This is a genomic window from Bradyrhizobium ferriligni (assembly GCF_056837965.1).
The window spans coordinates 113,624-131,376 of sequence record NZ_JBXEJO010000014.1 but is presented as its reverse complement, the minus strand read 5'-3'; the positions used below and the strand labels follow the sequence as shown (position 1 = coordinate 131,376).

Sequence of the window (17,753 nt, the reverse complement as noted above, 5' to 3'; positions counted from 1 at the left end):
ATCAGGGAGAGCTTGTCGTCAAGCGAGGCTTAGTGTTCTGCACCCGCAGGCCGGAAAGGGAGCCCACGTAGATTACGGCCAGCCGCAAACGTCCCCCGTTAACGCTTTGATCCGCCTCGCTTTGCCTTGCCTCCGCCACACCATTAGGGTAACGCCGCCGCGATGTGGGGATCGGGTAGGGGCTGGGCCCCACCGATGGCAGCGGTCCCGAGGGGATGGGATAGCCTTAAGTGTCTGAATTATTTGACGAAGTCGACGAGGAAGTCCGTCGCGATCAGCTCAAGAAGCTGTGGGACAAGTACTCGCTCTTTATCATCGCCCTGGCGATCCTGATCGTTGCGGGCGTCGGTGGCTGGCGCGGCTACCAGTATCTCGAGGCCAGGAAGGCCGCCGAGGCCGGCGCGGCGTTCGACCGCGCCGTCGAACTGTCCGATCAGAACAAGCATGCCGAGGCGGAGGCCGCCTTTGCCGCCCTCATTACCAAGGCGCCGTCGGGTTACCGCAATCTGGCACGGCTGCGCATGGCCGCCGAGGTCGCGACCCGCGATCAGCCGGCTGCCGCGAAGCTCTATGACGAGATCGCAGCCGACCGCAGCGTCGGCGGTCCCGAGCAGGACCTGGCGCGGATCCGCGCCGCGCAGATCCTGATGGAGACCACCACCTATCCGAACATGCTGCAACGGCTCGAGGCGACGGCAACGGCGAAGGACTCGACGTTCCGCCATTCCGCGCGCGAGTTGCTGGCGCTGTCGGCCTGGCGCGCCAACGATGCCACCGCTGCGCGGCAGTGGCTCGACCAGATTGCCAACGACGGCGAGACGCCGCCGAGCATGCGCTCGCGCGCCGAGGCGCTGCAGGCACTGTTGCCGCCGGTGGCGAAAAGCTGACTTGAGGCATGATCCGGAAAAGTGGGAACCGGTTTTCCGATCGGATCATGCCCAGACAAAATCCGAGTTTGAGTGAGAGATCGACCATGCGCCGCTCGCAACGCCTGATCGCAGCCGCAGTTCTGACAGCGCTTTGCAGTGTGCTGGCGGGTTGCGGCGGTGGCGGCATGTCCAATTTCGATCCGAGCGACCTGCTCGACTTCCTCGATACCAAGAAGAAGCTGCAAGGCGACCGCAAGCCGGTATTCCCCGAGGGCGTGCCCGGCCTCGAGCAGGGCGTGCCGAAGGAAATGTACAAGGGCTCGCAGCAGGAACAGATCGATCAGCAGAACGCCGCGGCAGCCGCCGCCGCCCAGCCGGCCCCGCCGCCGGAGCTGCCGAAGGGCGCCAAGAAGCACGCCAAGGGCAGGGCAGCGCCGGCCGCAGATCAGGCGGCTGCGCCCGATGCCGCAGCCGAGGAGGGCGCGCCCGCCGCGCTGCCGCCGGAGCCGAAGCCGAAGAAGATCGTCCGCCGCCGCACCACCGCGCCACCCGCCGACGATCAGCAGGCGCAGCCCGTGGCGCCGACCCAGCAGACCCAGACCACGCAACAATCCGGCGGCGCCTTTCCCGCACCGCTACCGAGCGGCGGATTTAGCCGCTAGGCTCCTGCTTAAATTCATTGGCGCGCGCCGCGCCGCGGCGCCTGGATGATCCATGTCTTTTACCATCGCCATTATCGGCCGGCCCAATGTCGGAAAGTCGACGCTGTTCAACCGGCTGGTCGGCCAGAAGCTCGCGCTGGTCGACGACGAGCCCGGCGTGACGCGTGATCGCCGCGAGGGCCAGGCCAAGCTCTACGACCTCGACTTCACGATCATCGACACCGCGGGTCTGGACGAAGGCGCCAAGGGTTCGCTGACGGCGCGGATGCAGGAGCAGACCGAAACCGCGATCGAGCTCGCCGACGCCCTGATGTTCGTGATCGACGCCCGCGTCGGCCTGACGCCGACCGACCGTGCCTTCGCCGACTTCGCGCGAAAGGCCAACAAGCCGGTGGTGCTGGTCGCCAACAAGGCCGAGGGCAAGCATGGCGAGATCGGCGCGATGGAATCCTACGCGCTCGGGCTCGGCGATCCCGTCCAGATCTCGGCCGAGCATGGCGAGGGCATGGGCGACCTCCACGAGGCGCTGAGCGCGCTGGTGCCGGAGACACCGGAGGAAGACGACGAGCTCGAGGATGACGAGGACATCTCGGAGGAGGAGGCTGCGCAGCGCCCGATCCGCGTCGCCATCGTCGGCCGGCCCAATGCCGGCAAGTCGACGCTGATCAACCATCTGCTCGGCGAGGAGCGGCTGCTGACCAGCCCCGAGGCCGGCACCACGCGCGATTCCATCGCGGTCGAGATCACCTGGCAGGGCCGCCAGTTCCGGGTGTTCGACACCGCCGGCCTGCGCCGGCGCTCGCGGATCGAGGAGAAACTGGAGAAGCTCTCGGTCGCCGACGCGTTGCGGGCGGTGCGTTTTGCCGAAGTCGTCGTGATGATGATGGACGCGCAGAACAAGTTCGAGGAGCAGGACCTGCGCATCGCCGACCTGATCGAGCGCGAAGGCCGCGCCGTCGTGCTCGCGGTCAACAAATGGGATCTCGTCGAGCGCAAGCCCAACCAGATCTCGCAGCTGCGCACCGATGCCGACCACTGGCTGCCGCAGGTCAAGGGCGCGCCGATCGTCGCCGTCTCCGGCCTGATGGGTGAGGGCATCGACCGCCTGATGACGGCGATCCAAGAGGCCTATGCGGTCTGGAACCGGCGCTTGCCGACCTCGGCGCTCAATCGCTGGTTCGAGCAGGCGATCCAGGCCAACCCGCCGCCGGCGGTCTCGGGCCGCAGGCTGAAGCTGAACTACATCACGCAGGTGAAGGCGCGCCCGCCGAGCTTCGTGCTGTTCTGCTCGCGCGCCGACGCGATCCCGCGATCCTATCTGCGTTACCTCATCAACTCGCTGCGCGAGACCTTCGATCTGCCGGGCACGCCGATCCGGATCACGCTGCGCGAGAAGGCCAATCCGTTCGCCCACAAGCGCAAACGGCCGTCGTGAGCGAAGGGTCGGGGAGTGACACGGTTGCTGTAGCGCAACCGCGCAGCGGCGCGGTGATCTTCATCTTCATCACCCTGCTGCTCGACATGCTCGCGCTCGGGATCATCATCCCGATACTGCCCAAGCTGATCGAGGGCTTCGTCAACAACGACACCGCAAATGCGGCGCGCATCTTCGGCGTGTTCGGCTCGATCTGGGCCTTGATGCAGTTCGTCTGCTCGCCGATCCTCGGCGCGCTGTCCGATCGCTTCGGCCGCCGGCCGGTGGTGCTGCTGTCGAATTTCGGTCTCGCCGCCGACTATGTGCTGATGGCGCTGGCGCCGAACCTGACCTGGCTGTTCATCGGGCGGGCGATCTCGGGCATCACCTCGTCGAGCATCTCGACCGTGTTCGCCTATATCGCCGACGTCACCGCGCCGGAGCAGCGCGCCGCGATGTTCGGCAAGATCGGCGTCGCCTTCGGCGCCGGCTTCATCCTCGGACCGGCGCTGGGCGGCCTGCTCGGCGAGATCGATCCGCGGCTGCCGTTCTGGGCGGCGGCGGGTTTGAGCTTCGTCAACGGGCTCTATGGCCTGTTCATTCTGCCGGAGTCGCTGCCCGCGGAGCGGCGCGCGCCGTTCAAATGGAAGAGCGCCAATCCGATCGGCGCGCTGCATTTCCTGCGCTCGAACCGGACGCTCGCGGGCCTGTCGCTGGCGACGTTCTTCGGCCAGCTCGCGCATGTCGTGCTGCCCTCGGTGTTCGTGCTCTACGCCACCTATCGCTATGGCTGGGACACCGGCACCGTCGGCGCGACGCTGGCGCTGGTCGGGCTCTGCGGCATGATCGTGCAGGGCGCGGCGATCGGCCCGATCGTGCAGCGCCTCGGCGAGCGCAACGCGCTGTTCCTCGGCCTCGTCTGCGGCGCCCTGGGCTTCGTGATCTTCGGCGCCGCGCCGACCGGCCAGCTGTTCTGGATCGGCATTCCCGTGATGGCGCTGTGGGGCCTCTCGGGCGCTGCGACGCAGGCGCTGACGACGCAGCTCGTCGCCGCCGACCAGCAGGGCCAGTTGCAGGGCGCGACATCAAGCGTGCAGAGCATGTCGGAATTGATCGGCCCGTTCCTGTTCACGCTGACGTTTGCGTATTTCATCGGCGACAACGTGCCGATGAAGCTGCCCGGCGCGCCGTTCTATCTGGCCGGCGCGCTACTGCTGCTCGCGCTCGCCATCGCCTGGCGCGCGACGGCGGCGAAGAGAGCCTAGGGCGGGCAAAGCCACCGACGGATCCACCGCGAGACGCTCTATTCCGTCGCCGGCACCGAATGGTGTTCGTGCATGACGCGCCACTCGCCGTCGACCTTGCGCAATCCGACCGTCAGCCTGAACTGGAACGTGGCATCAGGTGGGCCGCACCGCATCACCGCGAACGCGAAGGCCACATCGTCGCCGGCCGTGATCGCGATCTCCTCGATATCGAAGGCGTAGGAGGGGCGGTGATACCTGAAGAACAGATCCCACGTCTTGCCGTACGCGTCCAATCCGCGTGACTGCAACGGCGGCGGAACGTCGAACATCACGATGTCCTGATCGTGATGGGCGAAGATGCCGGGATAGTCGCGTCGGCGGACGGCGTCCGTCCAGGCGTCGATGAGCGCCCTGATTTCGGTTTCCGCCGTCTGTTTCTGCTGTGTCATCGCTCGCGTGCTCCGAGTGCTGGCTGATGCTTCGAGGACGAATGCGGGGGCGCCGATCCGACACGCTGTTGCGTCCGGCCGCATCTTTCGGATTGCGTCATTTTTGCCTGTTTACAAACCATCCGGTTGGTTTGTATAAAACTGATACCGGTTGAAGACGCGCGCCTCGCTCCGGGGCGCTCTGCCAGGAGCAGCATGGTGACCGACGAGGCCGTTGATATCTGCGATGAATTGACCCGCTTCAGCGACGCACAGGCGGCGCTGCTGACGTCGCGCGGCCTTGTCTACCTGACCGACCTGAAACTCGATGGCGGCAGGCACGGGACGATTGTCGCCGCCAGTTATGCCGACGCACAGTCCGTCGCTCGCGCGCGCGGTCGAGGGGAAAGGGTCGTCGGCCGAATGGCCCACGGTTTCCTTCATGGCCTGCTGCAGAAGGTTCGCTTGTGCGCGTGAGCGATCGGATAGCTCGATGATCGATTCCTGAAATTGATGCGTCTTTCGAGGCCGGCACCGCCATTTCGCGGACGCCATTTCGCGCTGCCCCGCAGATCAGATGCAGCGCTTGAGATTGACCGAAGCCGCTGAGATACTGTGATCTCAAGCGACTCCTTCCTGAGTACACCATGGATAATCCTTCCCGCTCGGAACGCTCCCGCAACGCCGCACTTGACGCCGCGATCACCATCGTGACGCGCGATGGTCCGGGGCGCCTGACGCTGGACGCGATTGCGCGCGAGAGCGGTCTCAGCAAGGGCGGTGTGATGCATCAGTTCCGCACCAAGGAAGCGGTGCTGCGCGCCTTGCTCGAGCAGCAGATGGCGCATTTCGAGGAATTCTCGAACCGCTACATCGAAAAGGTACGCGGGACCACGGACCAGCCCGAACTGTCGGCGCAGATCGCGACGCTGCGGGAGGCGATCTCGACGCCGCGGGCAGGGGCGTTCGCACTGCTGGCGGCGATGAACGAGAATCCCGAATTGATGGCGATGCCGCGCGATGTCGACATCAAGAAGGTCGCGCTGATGAAGGCCGAGGCGAGGGATCCCGATCTCGCGCTGCTGCGCTGGGCGGCGGCGCGGGGTCTGCTGCTGAGCTCGTTGTTCGGCCTGTCGTCGCTGTCGGACGCCGAGCGCGATCGCCTGTTCGAGCGCTTGCTCGACGACAGCAAATGGACCGCGATGGAGCAGGGGGCGACCGAGACAACGAAGCCGTCCAGGGCGACGGCGGCACGCGCGGCATCGCCGCGGCCTGCCGGCGCACCGGCCACAAAGCCGGCATCGGCGCGCAAGCGCGGCTGAATTTCCGGCGTTTTCGAAAGCGCAACGCCGCCCAAGCGGAATATGGATCGCTTGGCGGCGTTGGATCGGCACCGGGCCCCTGAAATCCCCCGGCGATTTCTGCCGTACCACACGAGATATCGCAGGTTTGTGACAACGCGCGACCGCCATTCGCGAAGCGGCCTCGCCAGCCAGCACGACATTTCGACTGCCGCATTTTTCTGATGCGGTTCCTGCAATTGCAACTTTACAAACCAACTGGTCGGTTTTATAATTGATCGCACTGAGGCAAGATCTGGCGGCGCCGCGACGGCGAGCCAGGTCGGCAGCGACGGCCGCAGCCGTACTTTCAGCCCCGGACGCGGCTGCGGCCGAGCTGCTCTTCCGCTTTAGGATCGGATGAGGAGATTGGAATGGAGAGCTCGATCGCCGCGCGCGGTCTGGGAGCGATGGCGCTTTGCGTCCTCGCCGGAGGATGTGCCGCCGTCACGCCGGTGGCCTATTCGGATGTGGCATCGTCGGCCTACATGACGCCGGACACGTCCGATTCTTCGGGGCGTGTGCCGTATCGCTATGCGCCGCCGGTCGACTGGCGGAGCTACAACAAGGTGATGATCGATCCGGTCGTGATCTATCGCGGCGCGGATCATCAGTTCGGCGATATGTCCGAGAAGGACAAGCAGACGCTCGCCGCCTACATGCAGACCCGCTTCGCCGACAAGCTGCGCGGCCGCTTCACGCTGGTGAACACGCGCGGGCCGAACACGTTCCGCCTGCGGCTGACACTGACCGGCGCGGTCGCCAACACGCCGGTGCTCGGCACGCTGTCGCGTTTCGATCTGGCAGGCGCGGTCTACAACGGCGTGCAGGCCGCGCGCGACGGCGAGGGCACGATGACGGGCTCCGTCATCTATGCCGTCGAGATGTTCGACAGCTCGACCTCGCGCCTGCTCGGCGCCTATGTCAGCAAGCAATATCCCAACGCCTACGACATCAAGGCGAGCGTCGGCGATCTCGCCGCGGCCACCGCCGGCATCGACAAGGGCGCCGATGCGTTCATGGCGCAATTGAAGTGACGCGCGCCTCGCGCGTCCGAAAAACCATCCAGACGCTGAAAGGCCCTTTACCATGAACTTTCTGGTTCGCATGTTTCTGCGCAGCCTCGTCGCTGCCTTGCTGATGAGCTCGACCGGCCGCGCCGAGACGATCGCCCCAGCCGATCCCAGCGGCACCTGGCTGACCGAAGACGGCCGCGCACGCATCCGCCTCGAGCGCTGCGGCCCTGTGCATGACCGCATCTGCGGTTTCATCGTATGGATGAAGGATCCGCTTGATTCACACGGCCAGCCGTTCCGCGACAGCTTCAATCCCGACCCTGACAAGCGGACGCGTGCGCTGCTCGGCCATCAGCTGATCCTCGGATTGAAGCTGACGCCGGAGGGCAAGTTCGACGGCGACATCTACAACGCCGAGGACGGCAAGTCCTACGCGGTCTCGCTGTGGCGCGACAAGTCCGACCGGCTGAAGCTCAAGGGATGCCTGCTCAAGCTGCTGTGCCAGACCCAGACCTGGACGCAGACGCTGGACGTGCAGCCGGGCCAGCTCGTCGGCCTGACCGGCGATGTCGGCGGCCCGCGGGCCGACAGGGAATGGGCATCGTTGCCGCCGCCGACGCGGAAGTCGGCCGCGAAGTGATGAGTGCAGGGTGGGTTGCGCTTCGCCAACCCACCCTAGGGACTTCGCTTACTTCTTCACCAGCGGACAGTCGCTGGCCTCAAGCGGCTTCGCGGCGTCTTCCGGCGCGATCGTGGCGATCAGCTTGTAATAGTCCCAGGGGTACTTGGACTCTTCGGGCTTCTTCACCTCGAACAGATAGGCCGGAATCAGGCGCCGGCCGTCGGCGCGCAGCGGACCCTTGCCGAACAGCGGATCGTCGGTCGGCAATTCCTTCATCTTGGCGACGACCTTGGTGCCGTCGTGCGGATTGCCGCCGAGCGCTTCCATCGCCTTGAGATAGTGCAGCACCATCGCGTAGTTGCCGGCCTGGGTCATCGACGGCATCGCGTTCTTGTTGGCCAAAGCGGAGAACCGCTTCGACCAGGCGCGGGTCTGGTCGTTCATGTCCCAGTAGAAGGATTCCGTGAACGTCAGGCCTTGCGCGGTCTTCAACCCGAGCGAATGCACGTCGTTGATGAACAGCAGCAGCGCCGCAAGTTTCTGGCCGCCGGAGACGATGCCGAATTCGGCCGCCTGCTTGATCGCGTTGGTGGTGTCGCCGCCGGCATTGGCGAGGCCGACCACCTTGGCCTTGGACGATTGTGCCTGCAGCAGGAACGACGAGAAATCGGCGGTGTTGATCGGATGCTTGACGCTTCCGAGCACCTTGCCGCCATTGCCGTTGACGACCGCGGTGGTGTCGCGCTCAAGCGCATGGCCGAATGCATAGTCGGCGGTCAGGAAGAACCAGGTGTCGCCGCCGGCCTTCGTCAGTGCCTTGCCGGTGCCGTTGGCCAGCATGTAGGTGTCGTAGGTATATGAAATCGTGTTCGGCGTGCAGGCCTTGCCGGTGAGGTCGGCGGTCGCCGCGCCCGAATTCAAGAGGACGATGTTCTTCTCCTTGACGAGATTGTTGACCGCAAGCGCCACGCCGGAGTTCGGCGTGTCGGCGATCGCGTCGACCTTCTCGTTGTCGACCCATTGCCGAGCGATGTTGACGCCGACGTCGGGCTTGTTCTGGTGGTCGCCGCTCAGGACGTCGATCTTCCAGCCCTTCTTGAGCAGGCCGGAATCCTCGACGGCCATCTTGATCGCGACCACCGAGTTCGGTCCGCCGATGTCGGCATAGAGGCTCGACATATCGTTCAGCACGCCGATCTTGACGGTCTTGTCCTGCGCGAACGCAGAGGTTGAGAAGCCGAGTGCGGCGCAAGCAAGAAGCGCGGCGCAGCGCCGCGCAAACGTCGTTGTCATGAAATTCCCTCCACTGTCTAAAGCCCGGGCAGCCCTCTTGCGGAGCCTTTTTGCCGGTCGCTCAGGTTCCCGCTTACCCTTTCCCGGGGGAGGCGGCAATCCGCCTAAAGCCGGGTGGGCCTGCGTCGAAGCGTCATCCGGTGAAACCCTTACTTGAGCGCGTCGGAGGTCAGCTTGAATTTCTGGATCCGCTTTCCGGTGTCGACCTCGGCAGTATAGACGTTGCCCTTGGCGTCGACCGCGAGCGCGTGCACCCAGTGGAATTGCCCGGCGTTGCGGCCATTGCGGCCGAAGCTGCCGACCACCGCGCCGTCGTCACGCCTGATGATGCGGATCTCGTTGTTCTCGCCGTCGGCGGAGAGCAGGTAGGTCTGCTTGGGATCGGGCCACAGCGCGATGTCCCACACCGCGCCGTTGCCGAGCGTGCTCTTCTCGAAGAAGAACTCCTTCACGAAGCTGCCGTCCTTCCTGAACACCTGGATGCGGTTGTTGATGCGGTCGCAGACATAGACCAGTCCGTCATTGGCGATCTTCACGCAGTGCACGGGATTGCCGAACTGCTGCGCGACCTGCGCCTTCGGATCGTAGGGCGGCTGCTTGGCATCATCGGGCTTGTTGCCATAGGCGCCCCAGTGCCGCTTGTAGGCGCCGGTGGTGGCATCGAACACGATGACGCGCCGGTTGCCGTAACCGTCGGCGACGTAGATCTCGTTGGCCTCCTTGTCGATCGCGGTCTCTGCGGGCTTGCCGAGCTGGGTGGTGTCGTTACTGCCCTTGCTCGGTGCGATCGAGCCGATTTGCGCGACGAACTTGCCGTCGAGGGTGAACTTCAGGATCGCATTGTCATTGTCCGCGTTGCCGCCGATCCAGACGAAGCCGCGCTCGTCGACCTCGATGCCGTGCTCGCGGCCAACCCACTCATAGCCGTCACCCGGACCACCCCAGGCGCGCAGCAGATTGCCGTCCGCGTCGAATTCGAGCACCGGCGGCGCCGAGATACAGCATTTCGAGCGCGGCGGATTGAGGCTCGCGCCCTTCTCGTCGTCGGTCAGCGAGCGCGGCCGGTGGATCATCCAGATGTGGCCCTGCCAATCCACCGTGATGCCGCCGACCTGGCCGAGGATCCAGTTGTTCGGTAGCGGCTTTGGCCAGGACGCATCGACCGCGAAGGTCGGGACATCGCCGGCCTTGGCGGATGCGTGCAGAGCGAGAAGGGCCGATGATGCGATGCAGGCGGAGAGAAACAATCCGGACAGAATGGAGCGCGCGCGATTGAACGTCGGCGTCATGATGCCTCCCGAGATTTTTCTTGGCGGGGCGTCCCGCTGGGAAGCGCAGTCAATCGTGGGGAGGAGAAGGAGTCAATCGCAAGGGAAAGGCAAGCCGACGCGTCACAAACGGTGTCATCGCCCGGCTCGACCGGGCGATCCAGTACGCCGCGGCGTCTCGATTCAAACGCTATCGTCTCTGGAATACTGGATCCCCGCATTCGCGGGGATGACAATCGAAGGCGCGGCCCGCCTGCAACTCCTCACACCGGCGGCTGGAAGGTCCGCAACGTGCGCGCCTTGTAGTCGTAGAGCTTGCCGGTCTCGGTCCAATCAGGCGAACACATCGGCACGATGAATTCGGCGGCCATGTCGGGCGTATCCAGCGTCATCGGGTCTTCGCCGGGAAACACCTGCGCGCGCATCCGGGTGCGGATCGGGCCAGGGCTGAACAGGTTGACGCGCAGCGCCGTGTTGGCGGTCTCGTTGGCCCAGGAGCGCACCAGTGCCTCCAGCGCGGCCTTCGAGGCCGCATAGGGGCCGAGATAGGCGTTGGCTTTGTGGGCAACGCCCGACGTCACGAACACGGCGCGGCCGGCGTCGGACTGGCGCAGCAGCGGGTCCATGCAGCGGATCAGCTGGAAATTGGCGTTGACGTTGATCGCGAACACGTCGTTCCACGGCTTCAGCTCGATATGGCCGAGCGGCGAGGAGGGACCGGCGGTGCCGGCATTGCCGACCAGGATGTCGAGCTTGCCGTGGCGCTCATGCAGCGCGAGCCCGAGCCGCGCGATGCCGTCGTAGTCGGTGAGCGACAGCGGCACCAGGGTGGCGCTGCCGCCGGCCGTGCGGATCTCGTCGTCGAGTTCTTCCAGCCCGCCTTGCGTGCGCGCCACCGCCACGACATGCGCGCCGGCTTTGGCTAGTGCGAGGGATGTCGCGTAGCCAATGCCGCGCGAGGCGCCGGTCACGAGGGCAATCCGGGAGGCGAGGGGTTTTGTCATGCGCGTAACTCTATCGTCGTCGTCCCTGCCTAGGGCGCGATTGCGCTCCGGAGCAGGGACCCATACGCCGTGGCGGTCGTGTTGTGCAAAGGTGTTCGTAACCGATGCCGCCCGAAAAAACGAGGGCCGGTGGTTATGGGTCCCTGCTTTCGCAGGGACGACAGTGGTGGTGGTGTCAGCTCGCCTCCGCCAGCAGCGAGAGCTGGCGCGGCGGGGCCTCGGTTTCGCTCTGGTCGGTGAGGTGGGTCGGGTAGGCACCGGTGAAGCAATGGTCGGCAAATCTCGGATTTGCCGGGTCGCGCCCCTCGTGGCCCATCGCGCGGTACATGCCGTCGATCGACAGGAAGGCGAGCGAGTCGGCGCCGATGATGTCGCGCATCTCCTCGAGCGAATGGGTCGCGGCGAGCAGGCCGCCGCGGTCCGGCAGGTCGATGCCGTAATAGTCGGGATAGAGGATGGGCGGCGAGGCGAGGCGGAAATGCACCTCGCGGGCGCCGGCGTCGCGCATCATGCGCACGATCTTCTTCGAGGTGGTGCCGCGCACGAGGCTGTCATCGATCAAGATGATGCGCTTGCCCTCGATCGCGGCGCGGTTGGCCGAATGCTTCATGCGTACGCCGAGCTCGCGCACGCTCTGGGTCGGCTGGATGAAGGTGCGGCCGACATAGTGGTTGCGGATGATGCCGAGCTCGAACGGCACGCCGGAATACTGGCTGTAGCCGACCGCGGCGGGCACGCCGGAATCCGGCACCGGCACCACGACGTCGACCTCGGGATGGCTCTCGCGCGCCAGCTGGGCGCCGAATGCCTTGCGCACGTCGTAGACCGAGCGGCCGCCGACGATCGAATCCGGCCGGGCGAAATAGATGTATTCGAAGATGCAGGGCCGGGCCGGCTTCGGCGGGAACGGCTTGTGGCTGTGCGCGCCGGTCTCGTCGAACACGATGATCTCGCCGGGCTCGATGTCGCGGACGTATTTCGCGCCGATCATGTCGAGCGCGCAGGTCTCCGAGGTCAGGATCGGACGGCCGTCGAGATCGCCGAGCACCAGCGGGCGGATGCCGAGCGGGTCGCGCGCGCCGACCAGCTTCTTGTTGGTCAGCGCGACCAGCGCATAGGCACCCTCGATGGTGCGCAGCGCCTCGATGAAGCGGTCGATGAAGCGGGTGCGCTTGGACTGCGCCACGAGATGCAGGATCACCTCAGTGTCGGTGGTCGACTGCATCATGGCGCCGCCCTTGACCAGCTCGCGGCGCAGGGTCAGGCCATTGGTGAGGTTGCCGTTGTGGCCGACCGCAAACCCGCCGGCGCTGAGCTCGGCGAACAGCGGCTGCACGTTGCGCAGGATGGTGCCGCCGGTGGTGGAGTAGCGGACATGGCCGACCGCGGCGTTGCCGGGCAGGCGCTCGATCACCTCGCGGCGGGAGAAGGCGTCGCCGACCAGGCCGAGGCGGCGTTCACTGTGAAAGCGGCTGCCGTCGAAGGAGACGATGCCGGCGGCTTCCTGGCCGCGGTGTTGCAGGGCGTGCAGGCCGAGTGCGGTGATCGCGGCGGCCTCGGGATGGCCGAAGATGCCGAACACGCCGCATTCCTCGCGGAGCGTGTCGCCATCAAGATCCGGGTGATATCTGAGAGGGTCTTGTAGTTCGATCGGGCCGAGGTCGAGATCCATTTGGTCGGTATGATCCGAAGGGGTCTGCATCTCGTTCATCGCCTCTCGTAAGGGCCCAAATAGTTTATCGGCCCGCGGGTTTCTCGATCAGCTTCTTCAAGCTGTCACGCGCAGGTTTGCTATAGCCATCACCCGACGCCGGCGTCGCCTGATCATTGGTATCGGCCGCAGAATCGTCGTCTGGCTTATTCTTCTTGAACTTCTTTAAGATGGTGTTCTCGGGGTCGTCAGGCAAGAGCGACATCAGCCAATCCCCGGTTCCCTGCAGCACCACCCGGGACTTCGCGCCGGTCACCCAATCGGGCCGCTGCTTGTCCGGAACCAGCCAGGTGAAGAACATGAACGCCACGACCACGATCAAGAGGCCGCGGGCGAGCCCGAACAGGAAGCCGAGGGTGCGGTCGAGTGCGCCGATCCGGGAATCCAGGATCATGTCCGAGATCCGCACCGTGACGATCGAGACCACGATCAGCGTGCCGATGAAGACGCCGGCCACCACGACCACGGCTGCGACCGTGTCGTTGTTGAAGTAGGTCTTGGCGGTCGGCAGAAGCTTCGAGAACGCATACAGCGTGACCAGGGCGGCGGCGCCCCAGGCCGCGATCGACAGGATCTCGCGCATGAAGCCGCGCACCATCGCGAGCAGGCCCGAAATCAGCATCACGCCGAGCAGGACGAGATCAAGTATCGTTATGGGCATCGGCTGGTCAGGTCCGCTGGTACGTTTCGGTACGCTGTTAAGGGCTTACGTTGTTAAGGGCTTACGCTGCTAAGGGCTCTCGCGAATCGGCAAAGTCGGTGCCGTGCTAACTGAGGCGCATTGGGGGCATCCGGCAAGGCCAGAGCGCCACCTGTCCCGCGCGGCGGATGTATAGCGGCGGGGGGCTGATACGTCACGCCCGCTTTAGCTGGTCTCGCGACGGAATCGGGCCGGTGTGGCATTTTTCTCAGCCGCATCAGGGCCTCCGGAGCCGCCCGGGTCGCCTCGCGGTGTTCCCCGGTCGCCTCTTGGCGTTCCCCGGTCGCCTCTTGGCGTACCGCGTGCCGCAATTTCTGCGACCAGCGTGGTGAGATTGCCGACGCTGTTGAGGGTGAGCCCTGAATCGCCACCGCTCTCGCCGCGGGCCGATTCGGGCAGGATGGCGCGGGCGAAGCCGAGCTTGAGGGCCTCCTTGAGCCGGGCCGGGGTCTGCGCCACCGGTCGGATCGCGCCCGACAGCGAAATCTCGCCGAAATAGACCGCGTCCGTCGGCAGCGGCGCATTCACCAGCGAGGAGACCAGCGCGGCAGCCGCGGCAAGGTCCGCGGCCGGCTCCTGGATGCGCAGGCCGCCGGCGACATTGAGATAGACGTCATGTCCGGACAATTTGACGCCGCAATGCGCTTCGAGCACCGCGAGCACCATCGACAGCCGGCTCGGATCCCAGCCGACCACGGCACGGCGCGGCGTGCCGAGCGAGGTCGGCGCCACCAGCGCCTGCAATTCGACCAGCACCGGACGGGTGCCCTCGATGCCGGCGAACACCGCGGTGCCGGGGCTGCCGAGCTCGCGCTCGGAGAGGAACAATTCGGAGGGGTTGGTGACCTCGCGCAGACCGAGGCCGGTCATCTCGAACACACCGATCTCGTCGGTCGCGCCAAAACGGTTCTTCACCGAGCGCAGGATGCGGAACTGCTGCGAGCCTTCGCCCTCGAACGACAGCACCGCATCGACCATGTGCTCGACCACGCGGGGGCCGGCGATCTGGCCGTCCTTCGTCACATGGCCGACCAGGATGATCGCGGCACCCGTCTTCTTGGCGAATCTGATCAGCGCCTGCGCGGAGGCGCGGACCTGGGTCACCGTGCCGGGCGCGGATTCCACCGTGTCGGTCCACATCGTCTGGATCGAATCGATCACGATCAGGCGCGGCACCGCGCCTTCCGACAGCGTCGCGACGATGTCCTCGACCGACGTTTCCGAAGCCAGCTGCACCGGCGCGTCCGCGAGCCCGAGCCGTTCGGCGCGCAGCCGCACCTGGGCGACCGCCTCTTCGCCGGAGATATAGACCGCGCGGTGGCCGGCGCGCGCCATCATGCTGGTCGCCTGGGTCAGTAGCGTCGATTTCCCGATGCCGGGATCGCCGCCGACCAGCAGCACCGAGCCGCGGACGAAGCCGCCGCCGGTGACGCGGTCGAGCTCGGGCATCCCGGAGGACAGCCGCGGGGCGTCCTGGGTCTTGCCGGACAGCGATTCCAGCGCAAACGTCCGCCCCTTGCGCTTGCTGCGGATCGAGACCGGCACCGAACCTGTGGTGTCTTCCTCGGCCAGCGTGTTCCACTCGCCGCAGGAGTCGCACTTGCCCTGCCAGCGATTATACGCCGTGCCGCAGTTCTGGCAGACGAAGGAGAGGGTGGATTTGGCCATGGAGCAGGTGAGTCGCGCTATCGAGCACGATGCATAACACGGTTCGGCCGCCGCGCACGATCCATCGAAGACGAAGCGCCCGATGGCGGGGCCGGCTCAGCGCGAGAACACCCGTGTTCCGCTCGGCCAGCGCGGCTTGTCTCCGACCGGGCTTGCGCCGATTTCCCATCCGACGCCGCCCCACAGCACGTCGACGGCACCAAGCTCTCCGGCGCTGTCGCGGACGTAGAACACGTTCGGCCTGGCGTTGACTTCCAGCGGGCCGGTGCTGCCGCTGGGCTGTCGCCTCAACGCGCACCAGACGTCGGCCAGCCTGCTCTCGTGGCTCTGACCGAGTTTGGCGAGGATCTCCTTGTCGCTCGAGGCTGCGCTGAGGATGAAGGTCTGCAACGATGCGCCGCCGCTATCGTCCTCGATCTTGTTCGTGAAGCGCTGCGCGAAGGTTGCGCCCAACCAGGAAATCCTGACCGGTGCGCTCGAGGCGATGTCCTCCTTGAAATGTTCCCGCGCGACGAATTTTTCGGCGTGGGGAATTGCCGAGGTCGACGACGGATCGGACGGCTCGTCGCTTTTCGGCTGCAGGGAACATGCAATGCGGTCAGCGGCGGCAACGGCACCCGGTTGTCCCGGTTTTGTATCGTCTGCCGCGACGCTCAAACCTTGTGCCGCCAGCAACACGGTCAACCACAGGGTGAGGCTTGGCTGGCGCATCTTGTTGTTGTCCCTGAATCCGCTGTGCTCGCGGAGACAAGGTAAACTGCATCTTGCAGATGTAAATCAAAGATCAGGTTTCTGGTTAAGGATAAAAAGTAAGTTCAACTACAGCGCGAATTTGAATCAAATGCGCTTTCGCGCAAGGGAACCGCTCTCGCTTGCACGCGCAGTCAAACGCGGAGGTCCCGCCTCGACAGCAGCAGCGACGGAGTCTCGCGCGGCGTCAGACTCGTCGGCAGAGCCCGGCAGCATCTCGCCTGCGCGCGCAACGGATCGCTCCAGCTCCAGCGAACCCGCCAGGACGGATTGTTGGCATAGGCCGGAATTCGCCAGACCCAGATCGTCTCGTAAACGCTGTCGCCGAACTGCGCGACATCGGGCTTTGCCGTCGGCCAGAACGCCGAGCCGGCAACAGCGAACGTCACAATCGCCGCAGTCGTGATCATCATCTTGCGCATCGCGCGCCTGCCTTTCCCGCCTGTCGTGGGCTTTGACAACCCGCGACTCCCAATGCTTCGACTTGCGATCTCGAATTCGCCAGGCCGACATCGGCAACATAAGGCGCCGGGCTCTGCGCCCGATCTGCACGCCATGTGTCGCTGAACTCGTGTCGCCTGAACTCTCGGGACTCGCATCCGGGTCGTCGATCAACCCTGTGATGCCTGCTGGAGCAAAGTTCTTTTCCGCAAACGATCAAGTGCAAGTAATGAGATTGTCATAAACGCAGTGGCCGGATGGTGGCAATCCGGATAACAACGGAAGCTGAGCGCTCAACAAAACTCTTTCGGGGTACACGCCACCCGATGCGCAAAGCCCCGTAGAATTACGACATCATCGGGAGGATGTCGGTGTTCGTCACGGTGAAATCCGTTTGCCCAAGGCCTCGTCTCACGCAGTCGATGTTGGAATTTTACTGCGTCATTGCAGACCACAGCAACGCCGTGCCCGCCGCCAGCATGATGCCGTCCATGATCAGGCGGAATGACTCCGGCTTCAGCTGCAGCACGAAGCGCTTGGCGATAAAGGCGCCGGCCATCAGCGAGGCGCCGGCGATCAGGCCCTTCAGCGCGATGTCCGGCGTCAGCGCGCCGAAGCGCTCGAACGTCACCGACTTGCTGACATAGAGCCCGAGCGAGCTTGCGGCTTCGGTGGCGAGGAACGCGCCCTTGCTGAGGCCGTAGAACAGGAACAGCGGCACGCTGAGCGGACCGGTCGAAGCCACGATGCCGGTGAGATAGCCGATGAGCGCGCCGCCGATTGCGAGATGCCAGAGATTGGCCTTCAGCCTGTGCCGCGCCAGCCAGTGCCGCACCGGCACCATCGCGATCAGGAATACGCCGATCGCGATATCGACCGCATGCGAGGGCAGGGCGAGCAGGGTGCGCGCGCCGAGTGCGGCGGCCGGGATGCCCGTGATCGAATAGGCCATGCAGGCACGCCAGTCGACCTCGCGCCACCAGGCGAGGATGCGCGACAGATTGGCCATCACGGCGGCGACGGCCATGATCGGCACCGCCTGCTTCGGCCCGTACTGATAGACCAGCACCGGCATCAGCATGATCGACGAGCCGGTGCCGACGATGCCGGAAATGGTGCCGGCGACCAGGCCGACGATGAGGACGAAGAGGAAGCCCACCTGCGCGCTCCGGTGAGGTGATCCCGAGCCATGCTGAATGCGTGTCCCGGGAGAGGGGCTCAGTGTGACCTCATGGTTCGAGACGGCGCAAGGGTGCCGCCGAACCATCGACGCGCCATCGTGCGCAGCGCAGCAGGACTGGACAAATCATGTCGCGGGAA

Annotated in this window: 18 protein-coding genes; 8 read left to right on the top strand and 10 right to left on the bottom strand. The window is 65.3% G+C overall.

What is annotated here, in order from left to right:
* The first annotated feature begins 230 nt into the window (after positions 1–230).
* From AC1VNY_RS11035 to AC1VNY_RS11020, 4 genes are all read left to right on the top strand, one after another.
* The gene (locus AC1VNY_RS11035) at positions 231–887 is read left to right on the top strand and encodes a tetratricopeptide repeat protein (RefSeq protein ID WP_016839891.1); all 657 of its coding nucleotides are present in this window, start codon (positions 231–233) and stop codon (positions 885–887) included.
* Positions 888–973: 86 nt separating this feature from the next.
* The gene (locus AC1VNY_RS11030; RefSeq protein WP_482405158.1) at positions 974–1,531 is read left to right on the top strand and encodes a hypothetical protein; all 558 of its coding nucleotides are present in this window, start codon (positions 974–976) and stop codon (positions 1,529–1,531) included.
* A 52-nt stretch (positions 1,532–1,583) separates the two neighbouring features.
* A complete protein-coding gene (gene der / locus AC1VNY_RS11025) occupies positions 1,584–2,966 on the top strand; it encodes a ribosome biogenesis GTPase Der (protein ID WP_482405157.1) in 1,383 nt (460 codons plus the stop codon).
* Positions 2,963–4,210 (top strand): MFS transporter, encoded by a 1,248-nt coding sequence (locus AC1VNY_RS11020; protein WP_482405156.1) that lies wholly within the window; start codon positions 2,963–2,965, stop codon positions 4,208–4,210. The genes der and AC1VNY_RS11020 overlap by 4 nt, the downstream gene beginning before the upstream one ends.
* 38 nt (positions 4,211–4,248) lie before the next feature.
* Here the strand turns inward: AC1VNY_RS11020 and AC1VNY_RS11015 are convergent, their stop codons facing one another.
* Positions 4,249–4,641 (bottom strand): nuclear transport factor 2 family protein, encoded by a 393-nt coding sequence (locus AC1VNY_RS11015; protein ID WP_482405155.1) that lies wholly within the window; start codon positions 4,639–4,641, stop codon positions 4,249–4,251.
* A 195-nt stretch (positions 4,642–4,836) separates the two neighbouring features.
* On the opposite strand from AC1VNY_RS11015, the gene AC1VNY_RS11010 reads away from it, so the two are divergent.
* The 4 genes from AC1VNY_RS11010 to AC1VNY_RS10995 all read left to right on the top strand — a co-directional run bounded on the left by AC1VNY_RS11010 (position 4,837) and on the right by AC1VNY_RS10995 (position 7,616).
* Positions 4,837–5,097: a hypothetical protein gene (locus AC1VNY_RS11010; RefSeq protein WP_028344776.1), complete on the top strand. Its 261-nt coding sequence runs from the start codon at positions 4,837–4,839 to the stop codon at positions 5,095–5,097.
* 170 nt (positions 5,098–5,267) lie between these two features.
* On the top strand, positions 5,268–5,942 hold the full coding sequence (locus tag AC1VNY_RS11005) for a TetR/AcrR family transcriptional regulator (RefSeq protein WP_482405154.1): 675 nt from the start codon (positions 5,268–5,270) through the stop codon (positions 5,940–5,942).
* A 392-nt stretch (positions 5,943–6,334) separates the two neighbouring features.
* Positions 6,335–6,997, top strand: a complete 663-nt coding sequence (locus tag AC1VNY_RS11000; RefSeq protein ID WP_310883182.1) for a DUF3313 domain-containing protein — start codon at positions 6,335–6,337, stop codon at positions 6,995–6,997.
* Between the two features lie 52 nt (positions 6,998–7,049).
* A complete protein-coding gene (locus AC1VNY_RS10995; RefSeq protein WP_482405153.1) occupies positions 7,050–7,616 on the top strand; it encodes a DUF2147 domain-containing protein in 567 nt (188 codons plus the stop codon).
* A gap of 48 nt (positions 7,617–7,664) precedes the next feature.
* Here the strand turns inward: AC1VNY_RS10995 and AC1VNY_RS10990 are convergent, their stop codons facing one another.
* From AC1VNY_RS10990 to AC1VNY_RS10950, 9 genes are all read right to left on the bottom strand, one after another.
* The gene (locus tag AC1VNY_RS10990; RefSeq protein WP_482405152.1) at positions 7,665–8,891 is read right to left on the bottom strand and encodes an ABC transporter substrate-binding protein; all 1,227 of its coding nucleotides are present in this window, start codon (positions 8,889–8,891) and stop codon (positions 7,665–7,667) included.
* A gap of 149 nt (positions 8,892–9,040) precedes the next feature.
* Positions 9,041–10,180: an NHL repeat-containing protein gene (locus tag AC1VNY_RS10985; protein WP_482405151.1), complete on the bottom strand. Its 1,140-nt coding sequence runs from the start codon at positions 10,178–10,180 to the stop codon at positions 9,041–9,043.
* Positions 10,181–10,422: 242 nt separating this feature from the next.
* Entirely contained in the window at positions 10,423–11,163 is a 741-nt protein-coding gene (locus tag AC1VNY_RS10980; RefSeq protein ID WP_482405150.1) for an SDR family NAD(P)-dependent oxidoreductase, read from the bottom strand.
* Positions 11,164–11,338: 175 nt separating this feature from the next.
* Positions 11,339–12,865 carry an amidophosphoribosyltransferase gene (gene purF, locus AC1VNY_RS10975; RefSeq protein WP_028344783.1) on the bottom strand — a complete coding sequence of 509 codons (1,527 nt, stop codon included), beginning with the start codon at positions 12,863–12,865 and terminating at the stop codon, positions 11,339–11,341.
* A gap of 34 nt (positions 12,866–12,899) precedes the next feature.
* Positions 12,900–13,535 carry a CvpA family protein gene (locus AC1VNY_RS10970; protein ID WP_026192677.1) on the bottom strand — a complete coding sequence of 212 codons (636 nt, stop codon included), beginning with the start codon at positions 13,533–13,535 and terminating at the stop codon, positions 12,900–12,902.
* A gap of 204 nt (positions 13,536–13,739) precedes the next feature.
* Complete coding sequence (gene radA / locus AC1VNY_RS10965) at positions 13,740–15,242, bottom strand: DNA repair protein RadA (protein WP_482405149.1); 1,503 nt, start codon at positions 15,240–15,242, stop codon at positions 13,740–13,742.
* Between the two features lie 96 nt (positions 15,243–15,338).
* On the bottom strand, positions 15,339–15,953 hold the full coding sequence (locus AC1VNY_RS10960; RefSeq protein ID WP_482405148.1) for a hypothetical protein: 615 nt from the start codon (positions 15,951–15,953) through the stop codon (positions 15,339–15,341).
* Between the two features lie 173 nt (positions 15,954–16,126).
* Positions 16,127–16,414: a hypothetical protein gene (locus AC1VNY_RS10955; RefSeq protein ID WP_482405147.1), complete on the bottom strand. Its 288-nt coding sequence runs from the start codon at positions 16,412–16,414 to the stop codon at positions 16,127–16,129.
* Between the two features lie 452 nt (positions 16,415–16,866).
* On the bottom strand, positions 16,867–17,592 hold the full coding sequence (locus AC1VNY_RS10950) for a sulfite exporter TauE/SafE family protein (RefSeq protein ID WP_482405146.1): 726 nt from the start codon (positions 17,590–17,592) through the stop codon (positions 16,867–16,869).
* Positions 17,593–17,753: the final 161 nt, after the last annotated feature.